We start from the raw sequence: 25482 nt of genomic DNA, 5'->3' as shown, positions 1-25482 counted from the left end.
CTATGCGAGTTCGCGTTTCTGGCCCTGAGGATTCGCGACAATCCGGTATGGGCTCCCGTAGTACGCCGCGATGTCAGTAAAGGGATCGGTAACCAGTTTCACCAACCAGATGAGCGAGTTTCTCAGGTTGTGCTTCCAGGCAAGAAACGCAACGTGCCCGAATACTACTGCCAGCGTCAGGAAGAACCACCAATGCGCGAGGGTCGGCGCCGCGCCGACGACGGCTCCCCAGGAACGGGCATGGACCCTCGCCAAGACGGCGGCGAAAATCAGACCGTAACCCGCAACGATTATCGTCTTATCCCGGGTGTTGAATCCGAGCAGCAGCTGCTCCTTGTCGTGGCACGGCGGCTCCAGCACCGCGTGCCCGAACTGGCGAACGAAGAGTGCTGCCAGTCCCAGACATACCGCGAGGGTCAAGTCGAAAAAGATCAGCACATAGCAAAAGATGAAAGTACTTGAACTGAGCAGGTGCAAGACCTGGTTGACCACGTTGCTATGTGAGGCGAGGTGGTCGTCATGTTTGCGATGCATTATCTCGGTGTAAAAGCTGGCCAACGGCTTCGGCAGCCTGACAATACTTCCAGCGAGTTCACGAAACAGATGTGTTCGCATCAGTTTATCCCGTTGTGGTTGTTGTTGTTCGTCTAGCCACCAAGCATCGCTCTTCATCTGGCGTACCGCGCTCACCAGCTTGGACTGCAGATTACGATAATCTTCCTCGGAAAAATCCAGACTGGTCATACAGCGACCCGTTCCGACCCAACTGAGCGTAATACCCTCTGCTCGAAGGTAGTATTGGAGCAGCCAGTTATACCGACCCGGCTCCTTGAACAGGACCGTCCATATCGTGGCCAACTGCATCACCCGAACCGGCAGCGACGAATCGAGGAGTAACTGGTTGGTCTCGCGCGCCCACGCGGCACACCTCTGATTCGCCGTCGCGTATTCGATCGCGGTGGACGGCTGCACCAGCCAATTCAAAAACTCATTCATCGCCCCCATTACCACGGGGTGTGCCGAAAAAGTTCCGATCACATACGCGATGCGCATCGGATGGTCGGGATCGAAACGCGTCATCAGTTCCTTGCGGCCGCAGACCACTCCGATGGGCATTCCGCCGGCCACCGTCTTCCCGTACACGACCATGTCGGCTTGCACGCCGAAGTACTCCTGCGCTCCGCCGGGGGCCAGGCGAAACCCGCTGAATACCTCGTCGAAAATGAGCGGGATCTCGTGCTCGCTGCAGACGGCGCGCAGGTTACGAAGCCATTCTCGGTAGGCGGTCGTGGAGTCGGTCGCGTTGCGGACCCCACTGGTCAGTAGGATGGCGTCGCTCGGCGGGGGCGAATTGGGATGAAACGATTGAACTGGGTTTACCAGGACTGCGGCGATCTCGTGCGCCCGCCAGCGCAGAACCTCCAGCGACGCGGGGCTCAGTTCCTTCAGCGTCAGACAGTCGTCGATGTTGCGTTCGCTGCCTAATCCAGGCTGCACGCCATCCCACCATCCGTGATAGGCGCCCGAGAAACAGACGATCAGTTTGCGGCGCGTGTTGAATCGGGCCAGCCGAATTGCCGCCATCACCGCCTCGGTGCCGCTCATGTGGAACGAGACTTCATCGAGCTTCGAGATCGATTTGAGGATTCGTATGTTGTCGGCGACGATGGGATGGAGGGGACCCAGCACCGCGCCAAGTTCCTTCACCCGCTCAAGCCCTCTCTGCATCCATTCCTTGTAACGGTCGAATCCGGCCACGTTGAGTCCGTAGGAGCCACTTACGTCGAGAGTCCAATGACCATCAAGGTCACGAAGTTGGGGTCCGGCAGAGGCCGTAACTACCGAACAGACACTGAAGTGTTCACGCATGAATTGCGCGAAGGGAAAGGGGACACGATTCGCATCGGTGAAGCGTAAATCGGAGAAGCTCTGGCGTATGCCGTTACCCCATGCGATCGACTTTGCATACCGGGTCTGAAAGAAGCCGGCGAGGCGGGTGATGGCCTGCCTTCGAATCTCCGCCCACGGTTCGCCGGCTCCATCGGCGCGAAGGAATTCCGCGGGCGAGTGGTTGGTGGGCCGCAGCCAGAGCGCCAATAGCCTCGACATGCGCGGCGTTAATGCTGAAGCCCGCAGGGTGAGGACCGTCGCGACAACTCGCCGTCCCAGCAGGGCCGCCAACGCGAGCAAGAGCAACGCGATGGCAATCCACGCGCCGGTGCTCGAACCGAACCATTCAACCCACTTCCCAAGAGCTCCAGGAGTCAACATCGTTAAATTCTCCCGCGTGCTGCCGTAGCCAAATTTTGGCGTCCCACCAATGAGCGGAGTGGGCCGCGAATTTGGTCATCGTTTCCATTGAGCAGAGCCGAAAAGCGCTCGACCACCCTTGGCCATCCGATCAAGCGGGAATACTCGCGAGCCTGCCTGCGGACTCTCTTAAGTTGCGCGGGTTCTGAGGCGAGCTTCACGGCGGCGGCCACAAACGCCCTGGAATCCCCGAGCGGAACCAGAATTCCGGTTTCTCCGTTGGCGATGTGACTTCTTGCGGCGGCGTAGTCGTAGGCGATCACGCCGAGCCCACTGGCCATTGCTTCCAATACGACGTTGCCAAAGGTCTCGGTTTCGCTTGGAAACAGAAACAGGTCGGCGGAAGCATAGTGCGTGGCGAGCTGGCGGCCAAGCTGCATTCCGCTGAAAATCAAATCCGGGTGTTGAGCCTCCAGTGAGCTGCGCAGCGGGCCGTCGCCAACGACGACGAATCGTGCGGACTTGACGGTCTGTTTAATCGCACGATACGCCGCCAATGCGAGGCGCAGGTTCTTCTCGCCGGCTATTCGCCCGACATAGACGACCGCTAGGTCGTCATCTCCCAAACCCCATTGACGGCGCAGGCTGGTGCAACGTCGCCCAGGATCGAACAGCTCACTGTCGACTCCCCGCCCGAGACACAAGACTTTTTTAAATCCGAGGGTTTGCAGACGGTCTCGGAGGTCGGAACTCGGGACCAGCGTTCCCCGGGTCCGGTTGTGAAACCAGCGCAGGTAGCGGAGCACTATGCTGTGTAGATACCCGACGCCGTAGTACCGCGAATAACTGTGGAAATTGGTGTGAAAGCCGCTGAACACCGGAATGGCCAGGCGGCGCGCGACACCGACGGCCGACCAACCCAGCGGACCTTCGGTGGCAACGTAGACCACGTCCGGGCGATTTCGCATCCACACCTGTTGCAACAACGCCCCGGCAGGCAGGCCGAATTGCAAACCCTTATATCCCGGGAGCGGCAGACCGGCGACCACCGTGACGCTCGGGTCAAGGCCACGGCTGTCAGACCCGTGTTGTTGGGGACGTACGATTGAGACGCGGTGTCCCAGCTCCTGCAATCCCTTCACGAGATGGTTCAGAGTAAGGGTGACGCCGTTAACTTGCGGATAATAGGTTTCGCTGACGACACAAATGCGGCGTCGCGTGTCGGGTGCGGGGCTATCCTCGTTCTGCCGGTTCTCTTCCACGCCGTTTCCTCATCAACCGAACCGGGGCCTGCAGGAAGCGCGTAGTCACAATTTAGAGACTATCGGTGAAATGGGCGATAGTGTTATTTGACGGTCTCTTGAATATTCAGAGAGCATAGTGTGAACGGCGAACTGAGCAATGGTCGTATCAGTCGTCTACCGCTTTGCCAGTCAGCTCGCGCGGCTGGCGAATGCCCTCATTTGGGAAGGTTGATGCGACGCGTGACGAAGAGGGGAGTCTAGTGACGCTTGCGTTCTTCTTCGCGTTTGCGAAGCTCGACCCTGCGAATCTTGCCGCTCACCGTCTTGGGTAGTTCATCCATGAACTCGATCTCGCGCGGGTACTTGTATGGTGCAGTCGTGCGTTTAACGTGTTCCTGCAACTCGCGAACCAGTGCGGCGTCTCGCGGCGCCCCCGGTCTCAGGCGAACGAATGCCTTGACAATCGCGCCGCGGTCGGGATCCGGGCTGGCAACCACCGCGGACTCGAGAACTTGCGGGTGCTCCAGCAGGGCGCTCTCAACTTCGAACGGACCGATTCGGTACCCGGCCGAAATGATCACGTCATCGGCGCGCCCCACGAACCACAGGTAACCGTCGCTGTCACGCGTGGCATGGTCGCCGGTAAGATAGTAGTCGCCCTGGAACACCGCGGCGGTTTCCTCGGGATTTTTCCAGTACTCGAGGAACAACGAAGGCGGGCGGTTCGGTTTGACCCGGACCGCTATCTGGCCGACCTGGTCCACCGCGGCTTCGTTGAGCGCATCGTCGACTACGCAAACCTCCTGGCCGGCAAACGGCAGACCCATCGAACCGGGCTTGGTCTGGGTGTCAGGCAGATTCGCAACCAGAATGATAGTTTCGGTCTGTCCATAGCCATCGCGGATCGTCAACCCCAGCTCTTTCTTCCATACTTCGATGACTTCTGGATTGAGCGGTTCACCCGCGCCGGTGCAGCTACGTAATGTAGGAAATTGCTGCTGCTGCAAATCTTCCTTGATGAGCATGCGGTACTCAGTAGGCGGAGCGCAGAAGCTCGTAATCCGGTAACGGCTCAGCAGATCGAGTTCTTTTTTCGGTTCGAAGCGACCGTTGTACATGAAGGTTGTCACGCCGTTCATCCAGGGACCGAACAAGACGCCATAGGCGGCCTTGGCCCACCCGGTATCGGAAGTAGTCCAGTGCAGGTCGCCCGGCTTAACATCGAGCCAGTCCCTGCCGGTGTATTGATGACTCCAGGTGTAGGCGTGACTGTGCAGAACGGCTTTGGGCTCTTTGGTGGTGCCGGAAGTGTAGTAGCAAATCGCGGGTTCGTAGGATCGCGTTCTGACCGCTCCATGGGTCGGAGATGCCGTCTGCATCAGTTCCGGCAATCCCAGCCATCCTGTGCGCGCGCTGCCGGCGATCAGGTAGTGAACGAGGGTGGGACACTGGTTGCGCAGTTCTCCGACCATCGCGGCGCTTTCCACGCCGGCGATTATTGCCCGCGCGCCGGAGTGGTTCGCTCGATAGACGAGATCTCTTTCACGCAGCATCGAGGTGCACGGAATCACCAGGGCGCCGGCCTTGAGCGCGCCAATATATGCCGCCTGCCACAGCGAGATCCGCGGCAGGACCAGCAGCACCGCATCACCACGCCGGAGTCCGACTCCGTGGAGGAGGTTTGCGATGCGATTGGACTGGGAGCGTAGATCAGCAAAGGTCAGCCGGGCGCGCCGGCCCTCCTGGTCCTCGCAGAGTAGGGCAACCCGATGCGGATCTTCCGCGTAGTGGTCGATGGTGGCGCCAAAGTTGAAATGCTCCGGCACCGCCCAATCGAAATGACGCGGTCGTGTTCCGGTCATTGGCCGGCACCTTTCGGCGCGCTGCGCAGGCGCGGCGCCTGCGAACGCTTGGCAGCGGCTTTGATGTACTTGACGGTGACCGGGGAAAGATCGTCGCGGTCCACGCGTACGTCAATGATCACGAAGCCCTGCGACTTGTCGGCCGCCGTCAACGCGCGTCGCAGCTGCGACAAGGTGTTGGCCTCGAAGCCACTCCCGCCCCAATCACGCGCGAGATTGGCATAGGGCCACGGCGGTATCTCGAGCAGCTCGCGGCGTTCGACCACCGGCCGGAAGATCCCCCATCCCCCGTTGTTAATCAGCAGGACGATCGGATTGAGTCCCAGAATAGCGGCGTGCGAAATCTCGGGGCCGGTCATCTGAAAGCCGCCGTCGCCGCAGAGAATCAGCGGACGCAACCCGGATCCGAGTTGGGCGCCGAGCGCAGCGGGAACCGCGAAACCCATGGAAGCGTAGAACCCCTGCGCCAGGTAGGTGCCGTCATGCGGCACCCGCACGTCGAGCCCGCCAAACAGCATATCGCCCGATTCGGTGACCACCATGTAACGGCGGTGATCGGCGAGGAATTCGTTCACCGCCAGCAGGATCTGCCCCACCCGGATCTGACCATCGTCCCGTGCCGGCACCTCGCGCAAATTGTCGGCGTAATTTACCGCTTCGCGATGGTGCCGGAGATTCTCCTTGAGCAGGGCCCGCACGAAGTCGCGCACACCCACCTCCGTATAGGTGTGGTACTTCACATCGACGCGCCGGTCGACTGCCCACACCGTCTTGCCCTGAATGTCCCGCGGCGGGCGATTGCCAAAATTCATGTCGGTCTTGAGGCATCCGAGGTTCAGGACGAAATCAGCCTCGTCCATTCGCGCCACGATCGGTGGCGGGCTGATCGACCCGATGTGAACGCCCAGGTAGAGCGGATGGTCCATCGGAAAGGCGCCCTTGCCGAGCACGGTGGTGCAGACCGGGGCGCCCATCTTCTCGGCCAGCTCGATGAGTTCATGGGACGCCTTGTAGCGATGAATCTCGATGCCCGCGACCGTGATCGGATGGCGGCTCTCACCGAACATCGCGGCGGTTTCGCGCGCCGCCTCTTTGACCTTACGCGCATCGGATTCGCGCGTGTGCAAATGCCCGTCCCAGTCGATCAGCTCGTCGGGCACCTCGATGATCTGATCGACCATGTCGCGATGAATCTCGACATAACCGGGACGCTGCTCCGCCCAGATGGCGTTGACTACTTCGTGCAGCTCGTGAGCGGCGCGCCGCGGATCGGTTAGGACCCGCGACGCGCAGGTCACTTCCTGGAAAATCCGATGCTGCGATTCGATCTCGCGGGCCTGGTGGTGAATGAGAGTCCCGAGTTTGCGTTCCTCTTCTCCGGGACCGCCGGAGAAAACCAGAATCGGGACCCGTTCGGAGAACGAGCCGGCCACCGGGTTGACCATGTTGTGACCCCCAGCGCCGTAGGTCACGCACGCCACGCCGATCTTTCCGGTCGCCCGCGCGTAGCCGTCGGCGGCAAACCCGACCCCCGGCTCGTGCGACAGGGTGATGATCCGTATCCCGTGTTGGCGGCCCAGCGCAAAGAACAACTTGAGGGCCAGGTCGCCGGGAATCCCAAAAATATGATCAACCCCGATTTTACGAAGGTAAGCGACCAGGAAGTCGCCCAGCGCCATGTGTCGTTTCAATCCGCCGCCCTCCTTCCTCCCACCTGAGCTTACCACGAGCGAAGACAAACCACCGTTGGAAGGTGGCAACATTCGGCGGGCCGTGTGCTAGATTAGTTTCACCGGGAAGTCTCGATGTTCTGGCAATTCTTGCGCATGCACTTTCTCCCGCCGCTTCAGCTGAGCCGGCTGGTCGGGTACCTGCCGCAGTTCGTTCGCGTTTTCTGGCGGCTGATGAAGGATCCGCGGGTCCCGCTGCTGGCAAAGTTGGTACCGGTGCTCGCGTTGCTCCTCATGATGTCGCCGCCGGCAATGGAGCTGGACCTGGTTCCCATTCTCGGTGAGATCGGCTGGCTTGTGGTCGGAGTCCTCGCCTTCAAGATCCTGGTCTGGCTCAGTCCGCCCGAAGTCGTGCGCGAACATGTGAGCAGGATCGCACGCGGACAGTAGCTCACCCTGATGCGACCACGGACAATCCTTCTGGGCCTGGTGGCGGTCGTCGTCCTGGTGGGCGGCATTCTGCTCTCGATTACCGACCAGTTCTTTGTCGATCTGCTGTGGTTTCGCGCACTCGGCTATGGAAGCGTCTTTGCAACGACCATCAAGGCGGAAGTTGCTATCTTCGCGGCCGTTTGGGTCTTCGCGTTCGCCACGATCGTGGTCAGCGGACTGGCGGCCGTCGCCTTAAGCCGGGACCGCGAACGCTTGCGGGTGGTTCGGCGACCCGGCGAGGGCGCCGAGGTCAATCTGCCGGAGTTGATCCGCACGCTGGGCGACCGGGTGCCGTGGCGGGCGATTGTCATCGCGGGTTCCGCGGTACTCGCCATATTCGTGGCGCAGGGCGAAGCCGCAAGCTGGGACGTGTATCTGAAGGGGTTTTATCACGTTCCTTTCGGCGTGAAGGAAAGCGCGTTTGGCCACGACGTGGGGTTCTACGTCTTCGCGCTGCCGTTGCTTGAAGAACTGCGGGACGCAGCGCTTCTGGTCATTTTCCTGGCGGGGGCGGTCGCGGCGGCGGTCTATTGGTCGCGTGGGGCGCTTGATTTCCGGGAGACGCCGCCCAGGATTGCGCCCGCGGTAGCCGCACACGCGTCGGTCCTGCTGGGGCTGTTCTTTCTCCAGCGCGCTTTCGGGTTCTGGCTGGCGCGCTTCAATCTGCTGCTTCACACCAACGGGGTGGTCTTCGGTCTCCGCTACGTGGATGCGATTTTGTGGCAGCCCGGACTGTGGCTGCTGGTAGTGTTCTCGCTGCTCGCCGCGGTGGTTTGTTTTGCCAACCTGACCGAGCGCGGGCTGGCCCGGCTCGTGGTCGCGGCGATCATATCGTTCGGACCTTCCCTCCTGCTGAATTTTGCGCAGCCGGTCATCGAGCGATTGTGGGTCAAGCCCGACGAACTGCGCATCGAGCGCCCGTACATCGAGCGCAACATTGCGATGACGCGCCGTGCCTACAAGCTCGACGGCGTGGATGTGAAGCAGTTTGGGGGGTTGGGAACGCTCACCATGGCCAGTGTCGAGCAGGACGCGCCCACCATCAAGAACATTCGTCTGTGGGATCCACGACCGCTAATTGCGACCTACCGGCAACTCCAGGAAATCCGCCTGTATTACGACTTCAAGGACGTCGACATCGATCGCTACACGATCAACGGCAACTACACGGAGGTCATGCTCTCGGCGCGCGAGATGAACATCGACCAGCTCCCCGAAAACGCGCAAACCTGGGTTAATCAGCATCTGAAATTTACTCATGGGGTGGGGGTCGCGATGGGTCCGGTCAACGCCAAAGACTCCGAAGGACTGCCCATCTTTTTCATCAAGGACATCCCGCCAGTTTCCAACGTTGGCTTCAAGATCGATCAGCCGGGGATATATTTCGGCGAACAACCAGACAATTACGCGATCGTCAATGCGGCGACGCCCGAGTTCAACTATCCGAAGGGAGCGCAGAATGTCTTCGGTTTCTACTCGGGCGAGGGCGGGGTGCTGGTGTCGGGATTCTTAAGACGCCTGCTGTTCAGCATCTTCTACAGAGACATCAACCTGCTGGTTACAGAAAACATCGTGCCGAAGAGCAGGATCATGTTCCGGCGCAACATCACCCAGCGCATCTCGTATATCGCGCCGTTCCTCGTGCTCGATCGTGATCCGTATCCAATCATTCGCGATGGACACATAGCCTGGATCGTCGACGCCTACACCACCAGCGATCATTATCCTTATTCACAACGCAATGCCGATCAGATCAACTATATCCGCAACTCGGTGAAGGTGGTCGTCGACGCATACAGCGGCACCACCGAATTTTACGTGGCCGACCCCGAGGATCCGGTGATTCAGACCTGGGAGCGGATTTTCCCGGCCCTGTTCAAGCCCATGTCGCAGATGCCCGGCGACCTGCGCCAGCACATTCGCTATCCGGAAGATCTGTTTCTGATCCAGGCGGACATCTATCGCACCTACCACATGACCGACCCCCAGGTGTTTTACAACCGCGAGGATCTGTGGGGATTTCCGCGTGAGAACTACGGCGACCAGGTCATCGCGATGCAGCCTTACTACGTAATCATGCGGCTGCCGAGAGAGACCACCGCCGAATACATCCTGATGCTGCCGATGGTGCCGCAGGGGCGTGACAATATGATCTCGTGGCTCGCAGCGCGCTGCGACGGGGACGACTACGGCCATCTCTTCGAATACGCATTTTCCAAAGATCGATTGTTTTACGGGCCCTATCAGATCCAGGCGCGTATCAACCAGAACCCCGAAATCTCTCGGCAGTTGTCGCTGTGGAACCAGATGGGCTCCAAGGTAGTCTTCGGAAACCTTATCGTCATTCCGATCCAGGACTCGCTGCTATACGTCGAGCCGCTCTATATTCGTGCGGAGAATGGACAACTTCCCGAATTGCAGAGAGTGATCGCGTCGTACAGCGATCGCGTGGTAATGGGCGAGACGCTCGAGGCTACCCTGCAGGCGCTGTTTATCGCAGCACCGGCCCCTGCAGCGCCGGTGCTCGCCATGGCCGTGGCGCCCGCTACGGTGGCGGGCGCGCCGGCGGGGGCCAATCTCCAGTCTGCTTCGCAGCACTACAATCGTGCCATGGATGCTTTGCGGGCGGGGAACTGGACCGCGTTCGGCGCAGAGATGCAGACGCTCGGACAAGAGCTGGGGCAGCCCGCGCCTCAGCTGAATCACTAGAGTTGCGGGTGTGCTTGAAGGATCGGTCAGATGTTTTGACAAACACCGGGTGCGAGACTTAAATGGTGAGCACACGGTCTGAACTACCGTTCAGGAGGGTTCCGCGATGAAGCGAACCGGAGTGCATCATTTGGGATTGGCCACACTCGACATCGATCGCACCATTGAGTTCTACACCAAGAAGCTCGGTTGGGAAGTCGCCTGGGCGGACATTATCGAGACCGGTAAAGAGGGCAAGATCAAACACGTCTTTCTCAACACGGGCGACGGTTCGCTGGTCGCCTTCATGTGCCCGGAGAAGGTCCCGGGACTTCCCGCGGAGTGGGCGACCGATATCAACAGCGCGCAGGGCCTGCCGGGCGCGTTCTATCACTTTGCCTTCTGGTGCGACGACATGAAGGCGCTGGAAGAAAAGCGCGCGATGTTAAAGGAGCGCGGGGTCGATGTGACGCCAGTGGTCGACCACGAATGGTGCCGCTCGATTTACTTCCGCGATCCCAACGGGCTGCTGCTGGAGTATTGCGCGACCATGCGCGAGTTTACCGCCGACGACAAGATCATGAAGCATCATGACCAGCCCGGGCCGATGGTCACCGATCCGGAGGACGCCAAGAAGGTTCACCAGATGCTGATGGGTCCGCAGCAGCCTAAGGCCGCGCAACGGACGCCCGTATAGACGCGGCGCGTGGCTCTCATCGAGGCTTGCCAAAGCGGTCGGAGGTTGCTGCCGGCCGCTCTTTTTTTTCCGGGGGCGATCGCTGATACTCATGCCGCCCGAAACCAAGATTGGAGTGTTCCCATGGCAGAGTTCGGACTTTTTGAAGCGATCAACACCGCAAGAGCGCTACGCAGGTTTAAACCGGATCCCGTGCCGGACGAAGTGATCACCAAGATTCTCGAGGCGGGAATTCGAGCGCCGTCGGGGAGTAACGAACAAACCTGGCTGTTCGTGGTGGTCAAGGACCCCGACCAACGCCGGAAGCTTGGCGAGGTCTATCGCAAGGGAGGCGGAATCCTGATGGCCTTGTACGCCGACCGGGTCAAGCCCGCGCACATGGAGCAGAAGCAGTACGACAAGCTGATGGCGTCGGCCACCTACTTGATCGATCACATGGCCGAGGCGCCGGTGCTGCTGCTGGCCTGCCTGCAGCCAGGACAGGTCGGCGGGCAGCCGGCGAAGCTGCCGCCGGAGGCGGCAGCGGCGATGCGCAACCTGGCGCGGATGGGGGGATCGAGCATTTATCCGGCGGTGCAGAATATCATCCTCGCCTGCCGCGCTTTCGGACTGGGTACGGTGCTGACCACCATCCACATGTTCTACGAAGACGAGGTTAAGGCGATCGTTGGGTTGCCTGCCGAGGTACAGACCTACGCGCTGCTGCCCATCGGCTACCCGCGCGACAAGTTCGGCCCTATCCGGCGTCGTCCGGTCGGCGAGGTGGTCTGCCTCGACCGCTACGGCAATCGCTGGAAGGGGTAAGCTATTTTTCTGAGGCCAGGTCCCCACGCACTCGCGATGCGGTCTTCCTGACCGCATCGCGTTGCGCGATCAGAGCGGCGAGCTCCACGGGGTCGACGTGACCGCCGAGCCGGTATTCGTCTGCAGAATGGACGAACGCGGCGTACTGCTCAAGCAGGGTGCTGAAATCACGATAGGATAGTCGTTGGGCTCGGCTGCGCCGCATTGCCCTAAAGGCCTCGGCCTTGTTGAGTGCATAGTAGAACTCGCCCATCTCCTCCGAGGAAATCTGGCGGTCGTCCACCTTGAAACCCGCACCGCAGTAATCAGCCAGTTTCTCGGCGAGCCCGCTTAGCAGGTCGACGGTGGCCGCCATTTCCTTCCGATAACTGGTCGAGTAGCAGGCGGCGACCAGCGCCAGCGTCCCGGCCAGCATCAGATAGAAAACGGGCCGGCCAAGAGCGCCGGCCCGCGTGCTATCGGTCATGCGCCAACGATCCGCTCAGCCAAGGTTCTGCTTGAAGAACGCGATGGTCTTGGCAAAGGCTTCCTTGGCGTGCTGCGGATGATGCGACGGGCGATCGTCGCACATGAAACCGTGGTCGGCGTCGGCATACAGGACCACGTCCGCGGTCTTCCCTGAATTCTTCAGCGCGTCGCGGAACTTGTCGACCTCGGTCAGCGGTATGAACGCATCCTTGCCGCCAAAGAACGCGAGCACCGGGGCTTTGAGACCTTCCACGTAGGCGATTGGCGGTTTTTCGCTGGGCTGCCGAGAGCTCACCATCCCGCCGCCGTAGTAGGGCGCGGTTGCTTTCACGTCGGCATTGCGGCAGGCAGTAAGGAAACAGACCCGTCCTCCCATGCAGAATCCCACCGTGCCAAACGCTGGCTTTGCCTCCTTGAGGGTCTTTAGGTAGTTGATCGCTCCGGTCATGTCCGCGACGACCTGATCGTCGTTGAGCGATCCCATCAGGCGAAAGGCGCCCGGCAGATCGTTGTACGCGACCACGTTGTTGGGTTGGCGGAAGTAGAGATTCGGGGCAATTGCCACGAAGCCTTCAGCCGCGAAACGCCCGGTGATGTTCTTGATGTGATCGTTGAGCCCAAATGCCTCCATCACGACGACTAGACTCGGATAGGGACCGCCCGACGCCGGACGTGCCAGATGACAAGGCATTTTCTCGCTCCCGACGCTGACTTCCTGCGAGACGATTTCCATCGCAATACCTCCTGAATGATTGCCCGTACCGCGCACGATTGCCGGCGGCCAATGCGCCGGATGCGCAGGTAAGCCCCACGACGTGAGGCCGTCTTCCTATCTCGCATACAAGTTGCCGCTGCTCAAGCGCACGTCTCGCGCATCGCTATCACTAACCGCTAGCATACGGCGCGGTGCTGCGATGGGTGCTGGTGGATGATCCCTCTGCGTGACAGCTCGACGAAACGCCGCTTCACGCCGATCAACACGCTGCTAATTCTCGCGAACCTGGCGGTGTTTGCCTACGAATTCTCGCTCGGTGGGCAAGTCGAAGGTTTTGTGCGGCGCTATGCGATGATTCCCGCCCAGGTCGGCGCGTCGCTCGATGTATTTCACTGGGGAGCGGGGCCGGACGCACCGAGCGCGGGCCTGCGACCCATGCTGACGCTCGTCACCTCCATGTTTGTGCACGGCGGAGTTCTGCACGTCGCAGGCAATATGCTCTACCTGTTCATTTTTGGGGCCGGCGTCGAATGGCGCCTGGGAAGCCTACGATTTTTGGGTTTCTACCTCGCGGCCGGAATTGCCGCCGCGGTGGCGACCATTTCGATCGCCCCCCAATCGGAGATTCCAGTTATCGGCGCATCGGGGGCGATCGCGGGGGTATTGGGCGCCTATTTCATCTTCTATCCGCGTGGCCGTATCACAACCATCCTGCCGGTGTTCATTTTTATTCAGGTGATCGAGGTTCCCGCGGTCATCTACCTGCTGCTTTGGTTCGCGGTGCAACTCTACGCGGGCCTGATGGGCGGGTCACAGGGGGCTCCTGCGGGAGGGGTTGCCTGGTGGGCGCATATCGGTGGATTCCTGTTCGGCATCGCGCTCGGACCACTGCTGGCACGGAGAGAACCGTCTCGTCGGCGGGTTCGATGACCTGTGGATATCCTGTTCAAAACGGTTGGGATAAGATGTCAATTGATAAAAGACTCTTGAAGGCGACCCGTGGTTTGCGAATAATCCCGACCTTCTGAAATCGACGTGCGGGTCCGGAAGGTGGTGGTACGGTGGCGGCTGTTGCGGACGACATTCTAAGGCGCGTTCCCCCTCAAAATCTCGAAGCGGAGCAGTGTGTGCTCGGAGCGATCCTGCTCGACAACGAAGCGATCAACCACGCGCTCGAGATTCTGATTCCCGAGGATTTCTACCGCGACTCACACCGCGAAATTTATCGCGCGATGATCGAACTCACGGATCTGCCGTCGCCGGTCGACGCGATCACGCTGAAAGACTGGCTTAAGAAAAACGGCAAGCTGGAATCGATCGGTGGTCCTACCTACATCGCCGAGCTAGCCTCCATCGTTCCGACCGCCTCCAACATCACCTACTACGCGAGAATGGTGCGCGAGAAAGCCATCCTGCGCAGCCTGGCATCGGTCTCCACAGAAATCGCGGCCGGCGCGTACGAGGGCCCGCCCAACGTCGACGAGTACCTGGACGAGGCCGAGCATCGTGTTTTTGAAATTGCGGAACGGCGAATCCGGCCCTCGTTTCACTCGATGAAAGAAATCACCCCGATGTCGATCGCACTGATCGAGCGGTTGTACGAGCGCAAGGAACTGGTCACGGGGGTGCCGACCGGCTTCATCGACCTAGATCGGATAACCGCGGGGTTGCAACCATCGGAGCTGATTATTCTCGCCGCACGACCGTCGATGGGGAAAACCGCGATGGCCCTGAACATCGCCGCGCACGCGGCCATGTATGCAGATCCGCCGGTCGGAGTCGCCTTCTTTTCCCTCGAAATGGCCAAGGAGCAGCTCTCCTTGCGCATGCTGTGCGCCGACGCGCGGGTGGACAGCGCCAAGGTCCGGACCGGCTACCTAAAGCACGACGATTTTCCGAAGCTGATAAGCGCTGCCGACCGCCTAAGCCAGGCCACCATCCTCATCGATGATTCGACCGACATCACGCCGATTCAACTCAAGGCCAAGTGCCGCCGGCTCAAGCGCGACCGATCGTGTAATCTCGGACTCATCGTGGTGGACTACCTGCAGTTGATGCGCGCGTCACGGCCGGGCGAATCGCGCGAGAAGGAAATCTCGGAAATCTCGCGATCGTTCAAGGCGCTTGCCAAGGAGTTGGGAGTGCCGGTGCTCGCGCTTTCGCAGCTAAACCGGCAGGTCGAGACGCGACCCGACCGTCGACCCCTGCTCGCCGACCTGCGCGAATCGGGCGCCATCGAGCAGGACGCCGACGTAATCGGCTTTATCTATCGCGACGAGATGTACCATCGTGACACCAAAGAGCCGGGCGTTGCCGAAGTTATCGTGGCCAAGCAGCGTAACGGTCCCACCGACACCGCCAAGCTGACCTACCTAAGCCAGTACACAAGATTTGAGAACTACACGCCCGACGTGGGAGCGTTCGAGGATACCGGCGGGTAGTATCGCAAGGTCCCAGACCGGGGTTGTCGCCCGGCCGGATTGGCACGCATCATTCTGCCCCAAGCCCAATCTCATCGCATGCGCGTGAGACGACGCGACCCACTCCGCCATCGTGCTCCACCAGGACAGCTCTCACTATTTCCCCGGGTCGGGTTTTTGAACGGGAAGTGCTTCGCTGGTTTCGAGATCGAGGTTGCTTGGAGGATTCGCACATTCTGCCGGCTGCTCCGCGTCCGGGGGATGGGTCTCGATGCTTTCTACCGGACCTGCCTCAGCCTGTTCGACAGCGCGGTGGATTTCCTGGAATTCCTTCAGGTCGGGCAGGCCCTCGAGGTCTTTAAGTCCGAAGGTCTCCAGAAATTCCGGCGTCGTTGCGTAGATGATGGGCCTTCCCGGCGCTTCCTTACGACCGGCTATCTTGATCAGGCGTCGCTCCAGCAGAGTTTCGAGTACCCCACCGGAATCGACGCCGCGGAGGTGTTCCAGTTCGGGACGCGTTATCGGTTGGCGGTAGGCGATGATCGCGACGGTCTCCAGCAAAGGCCGGCTGAGGCGCGGCGGCCTCGCGGCGAGCAGCTTGCGAACGTAGGGGGCGTGTTCCTTCAAGGTGCGCAGTTGGTAGCCACCCGCGACTTCCTCGAGCCTGAGGCCGCGATTTTGCGCAGCGTACTCAGCGCTCATCGCGGTGAGCGCCTGCTGGATTTCGCCACGGGGCGGATCGTCGAGCGCAGCCTGCAGGCGCGCCAGGGAAACCGGCTCGCCGGCAGCGAATAGAAGACTTTCGAGAATCGATTTGAGGCGTTCCTCTTCCACCGGTGTTCCTTTAAAACTCGCCCGGTACCCTAACCCTGCACCGAGCTTGCGCGCCGAAAATCCCCTCCCGGACACCCGCTCTGCAATGGAGAGGCTGGAGACCGCCCCGGGGACACGACTCGTTTCGGGAGGAGCGAATCATGTGGCTTGCCCGACTTGTTGAACGCGACGTTCCAGCATGATCGGGCCGAAGCGAACTTCCTGCCACGCGCCAACTTCGCCGCGGCGCATCAGTTCGAGCAACGCCATGAACGTGGCGATGATGCGCGGGCGATCGCGTAAGTCCTCAAACAACTCGGTAAATTCGACGCGCGCGTGTTGTTCCAAGCGGGTCAGGATGGTTGGGATGCACTCGGCAATCGGGATGTCGCGCAATGTGATACCGCGCGGGGTCTTGTCGGCGAGGCGCTTTAGAACCGCACCCATGGCCTCGACCAGGTCGAACAGCGCCACGGTGAGGCGCGGTGGGTTGCCATCAGCTTCGGATGCCGGCTCGCCCGGCGCCGCAAAAACATCGCGACCCAGGATCGCGCGACCGCCGAGTTTCTCTCCGGCTTCGCGATAGCGTTGATATTCCAGAAGCCGTTCGACCAGATCGCGCTTGAGTCCCTCGGCGTCCTCGGTATCCGCCAGCTCGGGATGGGGCAGAAGTGAGAACGACTTGATCAGCAGCAGCGTCGCGGCCATCACCAGGTACTCGCCGGCGACATCGAGGTTCAATTGATCGAGCAATTCCAGATGGGCGAGGTATTGTTCGGTGATGATGCGCGCGGTTACCTCGTGGGGATCGAGTTCCGCCCGCTTCAGCAGGTGCAGCAGAAGGTCGAGCGGGCCTTCGTAGATAGGCAGCTTGAAGCGCGGGGTCGCTTCAGCTTCGGGCCGGGGTTGCGTCTCGCTCATAGCAGCATCCGGGCCAGCGTATTGATGATCGGGTTGATCACGGCTTCCACCGAGTCCGTATATAGCAGCACCAGCAGGATCAGAAATCCATAGGGTTCCGTCCGGGCGAAGGCGCGGGCGGCGGGCAGGGGAAGCAGGCCGGTGAGCACTCGTCCGCCGTCGAGCGGAAGGAGCGGAAACAGGTTGAATACCCCCAGAGCGATGTTGACCAGGACCGAGTACTTCATCATGTAGGCCAGCGGCACCACGATTGGCGCCTGCCACGGCCCACCGGCAAACCGCAAGATGCCGCGCAGCGCGAGCGCGCTCGCAATGGCCAGGGCGAAATTAGTCAGCGGTCCGGCCGCGGCCACCTCCATCATTCCGGTTCGTCCACTTCTCAGTCGCGAAAAATTGACCGGGACCGGTTTCGCATAACCAAACACAGGAAGATGCAGAAACATCAGGATGACCGGCAGGACGATCGTGCCGAAGGGATCGATATGTGAAATTGGGTTCAGAGTCAGGCGTCCGGCGCGAAGCGCGGTGTCGTCGCCCAGTCGCAGCGCGATAACCCCGTGCATCACCTCGTGCGCGATGATCGCGAACAGGATCGGCAACGCGGCGATGAGCAGGGAGGGAATGAAGTCAGCAAGCTTTTCCAATTTCAGTCGGCGTCCATGGCGGTCGCGCGGGTCGCGCGGGGGTGATAGGTGCGGTGAACCTTGCGCAGGTGGCTCCTGGACAGGTGTGTGTAGATCTGTGTGGTCGAGATATCGCTGTGGCCGAGCATCTCCTGCACCGCGCGCAGGTCGGCGCCGCCTTCAAGCAGGTGGGTCGCAAATGAATGGCGCAGTGTGTGCGGGCTCATCCAGCTGAGCCTGCGGTCGGTGGCTGCCCACGCTTTGAGCGCCTTGAAGAATCCCTGTCGCGTCATCGGCCCGCCCAGGCGGGTGATGAACAGCGCTTTGGTCCTGCGAGCTGGCTTCAGCGAGTCGCGGGGGCTGTTGTTGGTTGTGGCGCAACGCAACTCCTCCTCGCGACGCTTGAGGTATTCGGCGATTGCGTCTGCCGCAGACCGGCCCAGGGGAACCATTCGTTCCTTGCCGCCCTTGCCGGGGACGATCACCAGTCCGGCACGCAAATTGACGTGGGGCACCTGCACCCCGACCAGTTCCGACACGCGCAGGCCCGAACTGTAGGCGAGCTCCAGCATCGCGCGGTCACGGAGGCCGCGGATCATCGAGGTATCGATCGTCTCGAGTAGCGTCTCGATGTCGCGGCGCGACAGGGTCCGCGGCAGCTTGCGGCTCAAGGTGGTTAGCTTTCCTGACAGGAGCGGGTCACGGGTGATTACGCCGCGATCGACCATCTCGCGCGCGAGTCCGCGTACCGCCGAGAGATGGCGCCGCTGACTGGTCGGCGCAAAGCCCCGGTCGGCCAGCGATTCCAGGTATCGCGTGAGGACGCCACCGTCGAACTGGGGCGGCTCGATCCCGTGCACTCGGCAGAACTCCTGAAGGCTTCGCAAGTCGCGCGAGTATGCCTCGAGCGAGTGGGCGCTGAGCCCGCGCTCCACGCGCAGCCGCACCAGGTGGGCGTCGATGAGCGCGTCCCAGTTGGTTTGCGGGGTCCTGCGCGTGCTCAAGCGATGCTACCTTCGGCAGGATGCTGCTCCAGTTTTTCCAGCAGCGTGTCGCGCAACTCCCGCAACCGCGCCAGGTCGGTAACTTTTTCGCCGTTGCGGTCGCTGATGTAAAACACGTCGAGGGCTTGGTCGGCGTTGGTCGAAATCCGCGCCAGGTGAATCAGAAAGCCGAGCTTGAACAGCGTGTGCGTGATCGTGAATAGCAGGCCGACCCGATCTTGCGTGAACACATCGACCACCGTGAATTGTTCGGAGGTGCGGTTGTCGACGGTGACCTCGGTCCGCACGCGACGCACGAACTTGCTCTTGGCGGTGCGGACGTGGTGGGCCGACGCGACCAGCGCGCCGATCTCCTGCTGGCGCATGATCACCTGTTCCAGGTCGCGCTGGACGCGGTCCCAGCGATCTTCCTCCATCGCCATCGCGCCGGCGCCCATCAGGTGCGATACACGGAACACATCGAGCGCGACTCCCGAGGCGCGGGTCGTGATCCGCGCTGACAGGATGTTGAGGTTGTTGGCGGTAAGCACGCCCGCGATCATGGAAAAGAGGCCCGGCTGGTCGGGCGTGACGACCGTGAATTCGCTGAACTCCAGGTCCGGAAAATGACGAATGCGCGCAACCAGCGGGTGATCTCCGAGCGCGCGCGTGAGATCGAAATGCATCACGATGTCGGATTCCGGGACCGTGAAGAAGTAGCGCTCCGGCATCTCGGCGAGAAACGCTTCGATTTCCGCCTGTGGCGCGCCGGTCGGAGTAAGCTGCTCGCGGACGGTGCTCTTGACCGTAGTCAGGCGGCGCGCGGGGTCGACCGCCTCGCGATTGCCCTGTTCCATCAATTTCAGCGCGCGCATGTACAGATCGCTGAGCAGCATGTCGCGCCAGTTGTTGTAGACATTGGGTGCGACCGCGCGCATGTCCGCATAGGTCAGCAGATAGAGCGCCTTCAGCCGATCGATCGAACCCACGGTCCGCGCAAAATCATCGACCGTGCGCTCGTCGTCGATGTCACCCTTTTGCGCAACCTGTGACATCATCAGATGGTTGCGGACCAGGAACACCACCAGGTCGATCTCTTCGGGGTCGAGACCCAGGCGGCGCGACACGTCCGCGGTTAGCGTTGCGCCGCGCTCGTGATGGTCGTGACCATGGCCCTTGCCGATGTCGTGGAGCAGGAGGGCCAGGAACACCAGCGGCAGACAGTCGAGTTGGCGCGCCACTTCGGTCAGGAGCGGGGTCGCAACCTTAAATTCGCCGGTTCGCAAGCGCTCGAGCTCGCGCACCGCGACTAGCGAGTGACGGTCCACCGTATAGATGTGATACAGATCGTGGAGTACCCGCGCGTATAAATTTCCGAACTCGGGAATGATCGCACCGAGCACCCCGGAGCGATGCATAGCCTCGAGCGTATCGGCGACGCGCTCGCGCCCGGCGAGGATCTTCATCAGCGCAGCGCCGGTGGCGGGACTATTGCGCGCGGCCTCGTCGATCAGGCCCAGTTTGTCGCGCACCAGCTGATAGGCGCTGCCCGACAACTTGACGCCTTGCGCCTGGTAATCGGCATAGATGGCGATCAGGTTGAGCGGATCGCGGTCGAACAGCTCGGGATCGCCGATGGTCAGCAGGTTCTGCTGAATCACTACCCCGGGACGGATCTGCCGCAGCGGAGAGCGCCGGAAAAACCGACCGCTCGGTGGTCCTTCGACGACCCGCGCGATCAGCCCTTCCGCGAACTGATAGATGGTGGTGGCGTGCTGATAGTAGGTCTTCATCAGGGCGGATCCCGCCGGTTGACCCTCGACCGGCTTCAAGCCCATGAGTGACTCGATTCGTTCCTGCATCTCGAAGGTGAGCTGGTCGAAGTGTCGTCCAGTGAGAAAGTGCAGCGAGTTGCGAACCCGCCAGAGAAAATCGCGCGCCGCGCGGACTTCGGTCACCTCCTGGTCGGTGATGACTGCCTTCTGGACCAGCTCGCCCAGCGAGTGAACCTTGTATTTCACGGCCGCCAGCCACATGGCGGTGTGCAGATCGCGGAGACCGCCTTCACCCTCCTTGAGCTGAGGTTCGAGCAGATAAATCGAGTCGCCAAAGTGGGCATGTCGCTCGCGGCTTTCCTCGAGCTTGGCCTTGAAGAATTTCTGCTGGTTGCGGTTAAGAACCTCGGCCACCATCAGTTTGTCGAGCTCGGTGTAGAGCTTTTCGTCCCCACCCAGGAACCGCGCATCTATCAGCGCGGTCTTCTCCTTGAGATCCTCGTTGGCCAGGCGGACGCATTCACGCGCCGTGCGCAGGCCGTGTCCCACGGTCAAGCGCGCGTCCCAGAGCGCATGCAGGATAAGTTCGGTGACCACCTCTGCATACGGACCGCGTTTGTAGTCATGCAAAAAGAGTAGGTCGATATCGGATTGGGGATTCAATTCGGCGCGGCCGTAACCGCCGCGCGCCACGATGGTGATGCGCTGATTAAGCTTGGGAAAGCGGCGACTATACTCGGCATCGGCGTAACGGAACAGTGCGCGCAGCAGATCGTCGACCGATGCAGTGTACAGGCGGACGATCTCGGAACCGGAGGCACCACCCATGTGGAGCTGCCTAAGCTCCTCGCGGACCGCTTCCAGGTACAGACGCGCGGTCGCTCCGGGAGTTCGGATGGCTTCAAATGCCTGAACCAGCGCATCCTCGCCACGGAGGCGATTGAGAGCCGAGGCTGACTCGGGGGACAGGGAAGGGGTGCTCGCGCTCACAAGTTGCCTACCGCGACGTCGGCATTGAAGTAGTGAGTGATCGCGGTAGCGATACCGTCGGCGAGTACTTCCTGGTAAGAGGCCGATTCGAGGCGTTGCGCCTCGCCGAGGTTTGAAAGGAATCCGGTTTCGACTAGCACTGCCGGCATATGGGCGCCTACCAGCACGTAAAACGGTCCCATCTTGGCGCCGAGCGCATTCACGTTGGTTCCCAGTCCCGCGTCGAGGGTTGCGACCGCCTGCGCATCGACCATGCGCGCCAATGAGGCCGCCTCGTTGGCCTTATACTGCTGACGCAGGTCGGTCAGGATGTAGTTTAGGTTGGGTCCGGTGCCGGCGCCATAGGTGGCCGGCGCACCTGCGTTTTCCATCCGCGCGAGACGAATGGTCGCCCGATCGGTGGTGTTGTTCAGGTAGTAGACCTCGATGCCGCTGGTCATCGTGTTGGGGCTCCAATTCAGGTGAATCGAGACGAATAGATCGGCGCCTGCACGATTGGCAATTGCGGTGCGCTCCGGAAGCGGCACGAAGACGTCGTTCGTTCTTGTCATCTCCGCCCGCAACCCGCGCTCGGAAAGCGCGTGCTCAAGCCGCCTTGCAATCGCCAGCGCGAGATCCTTTTCCTGGACCCCCGACGCGGAACTGGTGCCGGGGTCATACCCGCCGTGCCCCGGATCGATCATTACCAGCGGATATTCAATCGCGGTCCCGCTACCCTCGGTCGCCAGGGCGAGCTGGCCTTGCGGCCTGGTGGGCGCAGAGATCGGTCGCTTTTCTTGCGAGGGCAAGGCGGATGCGACTTTCTGGGCCGCTGGTTGGAGCTCAGGGGCGTGCGGTTGGGTGGTCGGGGGAGGCGCGGAACGATCGTTATCGTTGCGCACCAGGATGGGAGCCGCGAGATTGGGTATTGTTCCGGCCGCGGCGAACCTCAGCACGATTTCGCGCTGCAAGCGCGCGATTGCATAGTCGGTTTTCCCCTCCACGTCGATCGCGATCTGGGCCTGCCCGCTTCCGATGTCGCGGATGCGCACGGTCGTGATCGGTGCGACTTCCTGACCGAACAGCGGGCGGGGAGGCAATTCCGTGGTGGTGGCGGAAAGGTCGAGTATTAATTCGCTGTGATGCGTGCGCAGGCTCCAGCTTGGCGCCGGCCCACGGAAGCCAAAGTGGAGCTCGACCGCGCCGCCGTGTTGCTCGACACGGGCGAAGGCGAGCGCTACCGCTGGGGTCGGGGCCGACGAGGTGGCACCGAGTGCGCACAGCACGACGGTCGTGCTCGCCACCATTATCCGTCCCACCGCCTTGCCCACTCCACTCATGACGAAAGTTTTATGCGAGGTTCAGGTCGAATCCTTTTTGATACGGGTTTTAAACGCCGCGAGGGTGGCCAGAGCTTCGACCGGAGTGATGCGATCGATGTCAAGTCCGCGCAGTTCATCGACGACGCGGCTCTCGCCCGGAGAGAAGAGGCTCATCTGCTGGCTGAGTCTCTCATGATGATGGGCGTGCGCCAATCGGGCCTGGCCCGAATCGTCGAATTCGCCTTGCTCGAGGTTGAAAAGAATCTCTCTGGCACGGCCGATAATCGAGTCGGGAAGACCCGCGAGCCGCGCCACTTCGATTCCGTAGCTGCGCGAGGCCGGCTGCTCGATGACCCGGCGAAGGAACAGCACCTCCCCGCCCCATTCGCGCACCGCCATGCTGAGATTCTTCACGCGCGGACGCTCGCGTGCAAGGTCGGTCAACTCGTGGAAATGGGTCGCGAACAGCACCTTGGCGCGGGTCGAGTCGTGCAGATACTCCGCAACCGCCCATGCGATCGCCAGCCCATCGAAGGTACTGGTCCCGCGACCCACTTCGTCCAGCAGTAGCAGACTGCGTTCGGTCAGTCCGCTGAGCAGGCGTGCGGTCTCGCTCATCTCCACCATGAAGGTGGATTCGCCGCGGCGCAGTTCATCGCGTGCCCCGATGCGGGTCATCACCCGGTCGACAACTCCGATCGAGGCCTTGGTCGCGGGAACGAAACTGCCCATGTGCGCCATGATCACGATCAGGGCGACCTGGCGCAGGTAGGTCGACTTGCCCGCCATGTTCGGCCCGGTGATGAGCAGGAGTTGTCGGGAATCCGGGTCGGCCTCAAGGTCGTTGGGGACGAATTCGCCCGTGCGCATGCCAGCCTCCAGCACCGGGTGGCGTCCATCGCGAATCCGGATGCGGCGGGTGGAGTTCATCGCGGGCCGCACGTAGCCGCGCCGCCGGGCAACCTTGGCCAGCGAGGCGAGCGCATCGAATTCTCCGACCGCCCGCGCGGTCTGCAGAATCGTCAAGCTTTCGGCCTGCAAGTCGCGCACAAGCTTGGTGAATAGCTGCAACTCCAATTCCTTCAGGCCCGATTCGGCGGAGAGAATCTTGCGCTCGAGTTCTTTGAGACCCGGGGTGGTGAAGCGCTCGGCGCCGACCAGCGTCTGTTTGCGCTCATAGTCCGACGGCGCGCGTTCGAGGTGCGCCTTGGTGATCTCGATGTAGTAGCCGAATACGTTGTTGTAGCGGACTTTGAGGGAGGAAATTCCGGTCCGTTCACGCTCGCTCGCTTCGAGCTTCGCAATTACCTCGCGTGCTCCCGAGGCGAGGCCGCGGAGTTCATCCACCTCGGCGCTAAACCCGCGCCGGATTACGTTTCCTTCGCGGGGATTGACGGGAGGTTCCTCGCTGATAGTCGCGTCGATTTCTTCTACCAGCTCCGGATTCGGTGAAATTCGCGCCGCAAGATGTTGGATAAAAGCGCTCCTGCGATCGGCCAGCCACTGGCGCAGGGTCGCGACCGCCCCGAGCGCTTGCGCAAGCCGCAGGCAGTCGCGGGGCGAGGCACGCATTGCCCCCACTCGTCCCGCCAGCCGCTCCAGGTCGCCGATTTGCTTGAGCGCATCGCTGACGGTGCCGCCGAGGTCGGCATCGAACAGCTCCTCGATAGCATCGTGGCGCGCGCCGATTTCATCGAGGGCGAGCAGCGGATAGGTGATCCAGGTTGCCAAAGTACGCGCGCCCGCAGCGGTTACGGTCTCATCGAGAATCGAGAGCAAAGAACCACGACGCGAGCCGTCGCTCGCCGCGACCAGTTCCAGGTGCCGTCGGGTGGTCTCGTCGACCATCATGTATCCCGCGGCGCGATAAAAGACCGGTGCGTTCAAATGGGCCAGGTCACGTCCAAAGTTCTCCTCGACGTAGCGCAGTGCTGCGGCGGCCGCTGCCGCCATCACGTCGTCCAAGCCGGTGACCGCTTCCTCGCCAAACCGCCGTGTCAGCGCGCCACGGTCTTCGAGCGGATCCGCGCCACGTTCCAGGGCGCTGACGGACGACCAGTCTTCAAGTAGTGGTTTAAGTTCGGGATGGGTCCCGACCAGCAGGATTTCGCGGGGGGCCAGGCGGGCGAGTTCCTCTTGCAGCGCCCGGAGGTGAGCGAGGCGGGTCATCAAAAACTCGCCGGTGGACACATCCAGCACGGCAACCCCGAACCCCTCGGCGCCATCGGGCGTGATCGCGGCGAGGTAGCTTTTCTCGCCCGCGATAAGGACGGTTTCTTCACCGACCGTGCCGGGCGTGATCACCCGCACGATCTGGCGCGGCATGATCCCGCGGGCTTTGCCGTCCAGAGCGCCCTGTTCGCAGATGGCGACCTTATGGCCCGCCTTGATTAGCTTGGCGATGTAGGGTTCGGAGGCGTGATAGGGAACGCCGCACAGCGGAACCCCGTCTTTGGAGCGCGAGGTGAGCTGGATGTCGAGGACGCGAGCTCCGACTTCCGCATCTTCAAAGAACATCTCGTAAAAGTCGCCGAGCCGGAAAAACAGGATGGCGTCAGGCACGCGCTGCTTGACCGACAAATACTGCACGATGAGCGGTGTCTGTTTGAAAGTCACTGGGGGTTGCGAGCCAGAATAGCCGCCCGGACCCATGCTGGCAAAATCGCGCTTTGCTCATTCGGGCGCGATTCATTAACATTTTTCTGTTGAGCAGGCGTTCGATCGTTCGTCTTTCTTTTCGCGGCGGACACCCGAGCGAGTGAGGCC

The 25482-nt window shown here is 61.4% G+C and carries 19 protein-coding genes; 6 read left to right on the top strand and 13 right to left on the bottom strand.

Annotation, left to right across the window (positions count from 1 at the left end; genetic code table 11):
- The 4 genes from VGI36_05855 to VGI36_05840 all read right to left on the bottom strand — a co-directional run bounded on the left by VGI36_05855 (position 1) and on the right by VGI36_05840 (position 7047).
- A complete protein-coding gene (locus VGI36_05855; GenBank protein ID HEY2484651.1) occupies positions 1–2271 on the bottom strand; it encodes an aminotransferase class III-fold pyridoxal phosphate-dependent enzyme in 2271 nt (756 codons plus the stop codon).
- A 2-nt stretch (positions 2272–2273) separates the two neighbouring features.
- Entirely contained in the window at positions 2274–3512 is a 1239-nt protein-coding gene (locus tag VGI36_05850) for a glycosyltransferase family 1 protein (protein ID HEY2484650.1), read from the bottom strand.
- A gap of 239 nt (positions 3513–3751) precedes the next feature.
- Positions 3752–5356, bottom strand: a complete 1605-nt coding sequence (locus tag VGI36_05845; GenBank protein ID HEY2484649.1) for an acyl--CoA ligase — start codon at positions 5354–5356, stop codon at positions 3752–3754.
- Positions 5353–7047: a thiamine pyrophosphate-binding protein gene (locus VGI36_05840; protein ID HEY2484648.1), complete on the bottom strand. Its 1695-nt coding sequence runs from the start codon at positions 7045–7047 to the stop codon at positions 5353–5355. The genes VGI36_05845 and VGI36_05840 overlap by 4 nt, the downstream gene beginning before the upstream one ends.
- Before the next feature lie 114 nt (positions 7048–7161).
- Between VGI36_05840 and VGI36_05835 the strand changes: the two genes are divergently transcribed.
- From VGI36_05835 to VGI36_05820, 4 genes are all read left to right on the top strand, one after another.
- Positions 7162–7476, top strand: a complete 315-nt coding sequence (locus tag VGI36_05835; protein ID HEY2484647.1) for a hypothetical protein — start codon at positions 7162–7164, stop codon at positions 7474–7476.
- A 9-nt stretch (positions 7477–7485) separates the two neighbouring features.
- Positions 7486–10227, top strand: coding sequence for a UPF0182 family protein (locus VGI36_05830; GenBank protein HEY2484646.1), 2742 nt, complete (start codon positions 7486–7488; stop codon positions 10225–10227).
- 106 nt (positions 10228–10333) lie between these two features.
- Positions 10334–10903 carry a VOC family protein gene (locus VGI36_05825; protein HEY2484645.1) on the top strand — a complete coding sequence of 190 codons (570 nt, stop codon included), beginning with the start codon at positions 10334–10336 and terminating at the stop codon, positions 10901–10903.
- 123 nt (positions 10904–11026) lie between these two features.
- Positions 11027–11707, top strand: a complete 681-nt coding sequence (locus tag VGI36_05820) for a nitroreductase family protein (protein HEY2484644.1) — start codon at positions 11027–11029, stop codon at positions 11705–11707.
- 1 nt (position 11708) lies between these two features.
- Here VGI36_05820 and VGI36_05815 read toward each other — a convergent pair whose 3' ends face one another.
- Positions 11709–12173, bottom strand: coding sequence for a hypothetical protein (locus tag VGI36_05815; protein HEY2484643.1), 465 nt, complete (start codon positions 12171–12173; stop codon positions 11709–11711).
- A 15-nt stretch (positions 12174–12188) separates the two neighbouring features.
- Positions 12189–12908 (bottom strand): dienelactone hydrolase family protein, encoded by a 720-nt coding sequence (locus VGI36_05810; protein HEY2484642.1) that lies wholly within the window; start codon positions 12906–12908, stop codon positions 12189–12191.
- 195 nt (positions 12909–13103) lie between these two features.
- Between VGI36_05810 and VGI36_05805 the strand changes: the two genes are divergently transcribed.
- A complete protein-coding gene (locus tag VGI36_05805; protein ID HEY2484641.1) occupies positions 13104–13820 on the top strand; it encodes a rhomboid family intramembrane serine protease in 717 nt (238 codons plus the stop codon).
- A 131-nt stretch (positions 13821–13951) separates the two neighbouring features.
- Positions 13952–15331, top strand: a complete 1380-nt coding sequence (gene dnaB, locus VGI36_05800; protein HEY2484640.1) for a replicative DNA helicase — start codon at positions 13952–13954, stop codon at positions 15329–15331.
- Positions 15332–15466: 135 nt separating this feature from the next.
- Here the strand turns inward: dnaB and scpB are convergent, their stop codons facing one another.
- The 7 genes from scpB to mutS all read right to left on the bottom strand — a co-directional run bounded on the left by scpB (position 15467) and on the right by mutS (position 25332).
- A complete protein-coding gene (gene scpB / locus VGI36_05795) occupies positions 15467–16144 on the bottom strand; it encodes an SMC-Scp complex subunit ScpB (GenBank protein HEY2484639.1) in 678 nt (225 codons plus the stop codon).
- Positions 16145–16282: 138 nt separating this feature from the next.
- Positions 16283–17044, bottom strand: a complete 762-nt coding sequence (locus VGI36_05790; protein HEY2484638.1) for a segregation/condensation protein A — start codon at positions 17042–17044, stop codon at positions 16283–16285.
- Complete coding sequence (locus VGI36_05785; GenBank protein ID HEY2484637.1) at positions 17041–17688, bottom strand: site-2 protease family protein; 648 nt, start codon at positions 17686–17688, stop codon at positions 17041–17043. Before VGI36_05785 ends, VGI36_05790 begins: the two co-directional genes overlap by 4 nt.
- 2 nt (positions 17689–17690) lie before the next feature.
- Positions 17691–18671 (bottom strand): tyrosine recombinase, encoded by a 981-nt coding sequence (locus VGI36_05780; protein HEY2484636.1) that lies wholly within the window; start codon positions 18669–18671, stop codon positions 17691–17693.
- Complete coding sequence (gene glnD / locus VGI36_05775) at positions 18668–21415, bottom strand: [protein-PII] uridylyltransferase (protein HEY2484635.1); 2748 nt, start codon at positions 21413–21415, stop codon at positions 18668–18670. Before glnD ends, VGI36_05780 begins: the two co-directional genes overlap by 4 nt.
- Positions 21412–22734 (bottom strand): N-acetylmuramoyl-L-alanine amidase, encoded by a 1323-nt coding sequence (locus VGI36_05770; protein ID HEY2484634.1) that lies wholly within the window; start codon positions 22732–22734, stop codon positions 21412–21414. The genes glnD and VGI36_05770 overlap by 4 nt, the downstream gene beginning before the upstream one ends.
- Positions 22735–22755: 21 nt before the next feature.
- The gene (mutS, locus tag VGI36_05765; protein ID HEY2484633.1) at positions 22756–25332 is read right to left on the bottom strand and encodes a DNA mismatch repair protein MutS; all 2577 of its coding nucleotides are present in this window, start codon (positions 25330–25332) and stop codon (positions 22756–22758) included.
- Between the last annotated feature and the right edge of the window lie 150 nt (positions 25333–25482).

The organism is Candidatus Binataceae bacterium, assembly GCA_036495685.1.
GTDB lineage: Bacteria > Desulfobacterota > Binatia > Binatales > Binataceae > JAFAHS01.
This window is presented reverse-complemented; position numbering and strand designations above follow the sequence as displayed.

Excerpts from the sequence above, each read along its gene's own strand:
- VGI36_05855 (HEY2484651.1), bottom strand. The coding sequence starts at position 2,271 with ATGTTGACTCCTGGAGCTCTTGGGAAGTGGGTTGAATGGTTCGGTTCG.
- VGI36_05845 (HEY2484649.1), bottom strand. The coding sequence starts at position 5,356 with ATGACCGGAACACGACCGCGTCATTTCGATTGGGCGGTGCCGGAGCAT.
- VGI36_05835 (HEY2484647.1), top strand. The coding sequence starts at position 7,162 with ATGTTCTGGCAATTCTTGCGCATGCACTTTCTCCCGCCGCTTCAGCTG.
- VGI36_05830 (HEY2484646.1), top strand. The coding sequence starts at position 7,486 with ATGCGACCACGGACAATCCTTCTGGGCCTGGTGGCGGTCGTCGTCCTG.
- VGI36_05825 (HEY2484645.1), top strand. The coding sequence starts at position 10,334 with ATGAAGCGAACCGGAGTGCATCATTTGGGATTGGCCACACTCGACATC.
- VGI36_05820 (HEY2484644.1), top strand. The coding sequence starts at position 11,027 with ATGGCAGAGTTCGGACTTTTTGAAGCGATCAACACCGCAAGAGCGCTA.
- VGI36_05815 (HEY2484643.1), bottom strand. The coding sequence starts at position 12,173 with ATGACCGATAGCACGCGGGCCGGCGCTCTTGGCCGGCCCGTTTTCTAT.
- VGI36_05810 (HEY2484642.1), bottom strand. The coding sequence starts at position 12,908 with ATGGAAATCGTCTCGCAGGAAGTCAGCGTCGGGAGCGAGAAAATGCCT.
- VGI36_05805 (HEY2484641.1), top strand. The coding sequence starts at position 13,104 with ATGATCCCTCTGCGTGACAGCTCGACGAAACGCCGCTTCACGCCGATC.
- VGI36_05790 (HEY2484638.1), bottom strand. The coding sequence starts at position 17,044 with ATGAGCGAGACGCAACCCCGGCCCGAAGCTGAAGCGACCCCGCGCTTC.
- VGI36_05770 (HEY2484634.1), bottom strand. The coding sequence starts at position 22,734 with ATGAGTGGAGTGGGCAAGGCGGTGGGACGGATAATGGTGGCGAGCACG.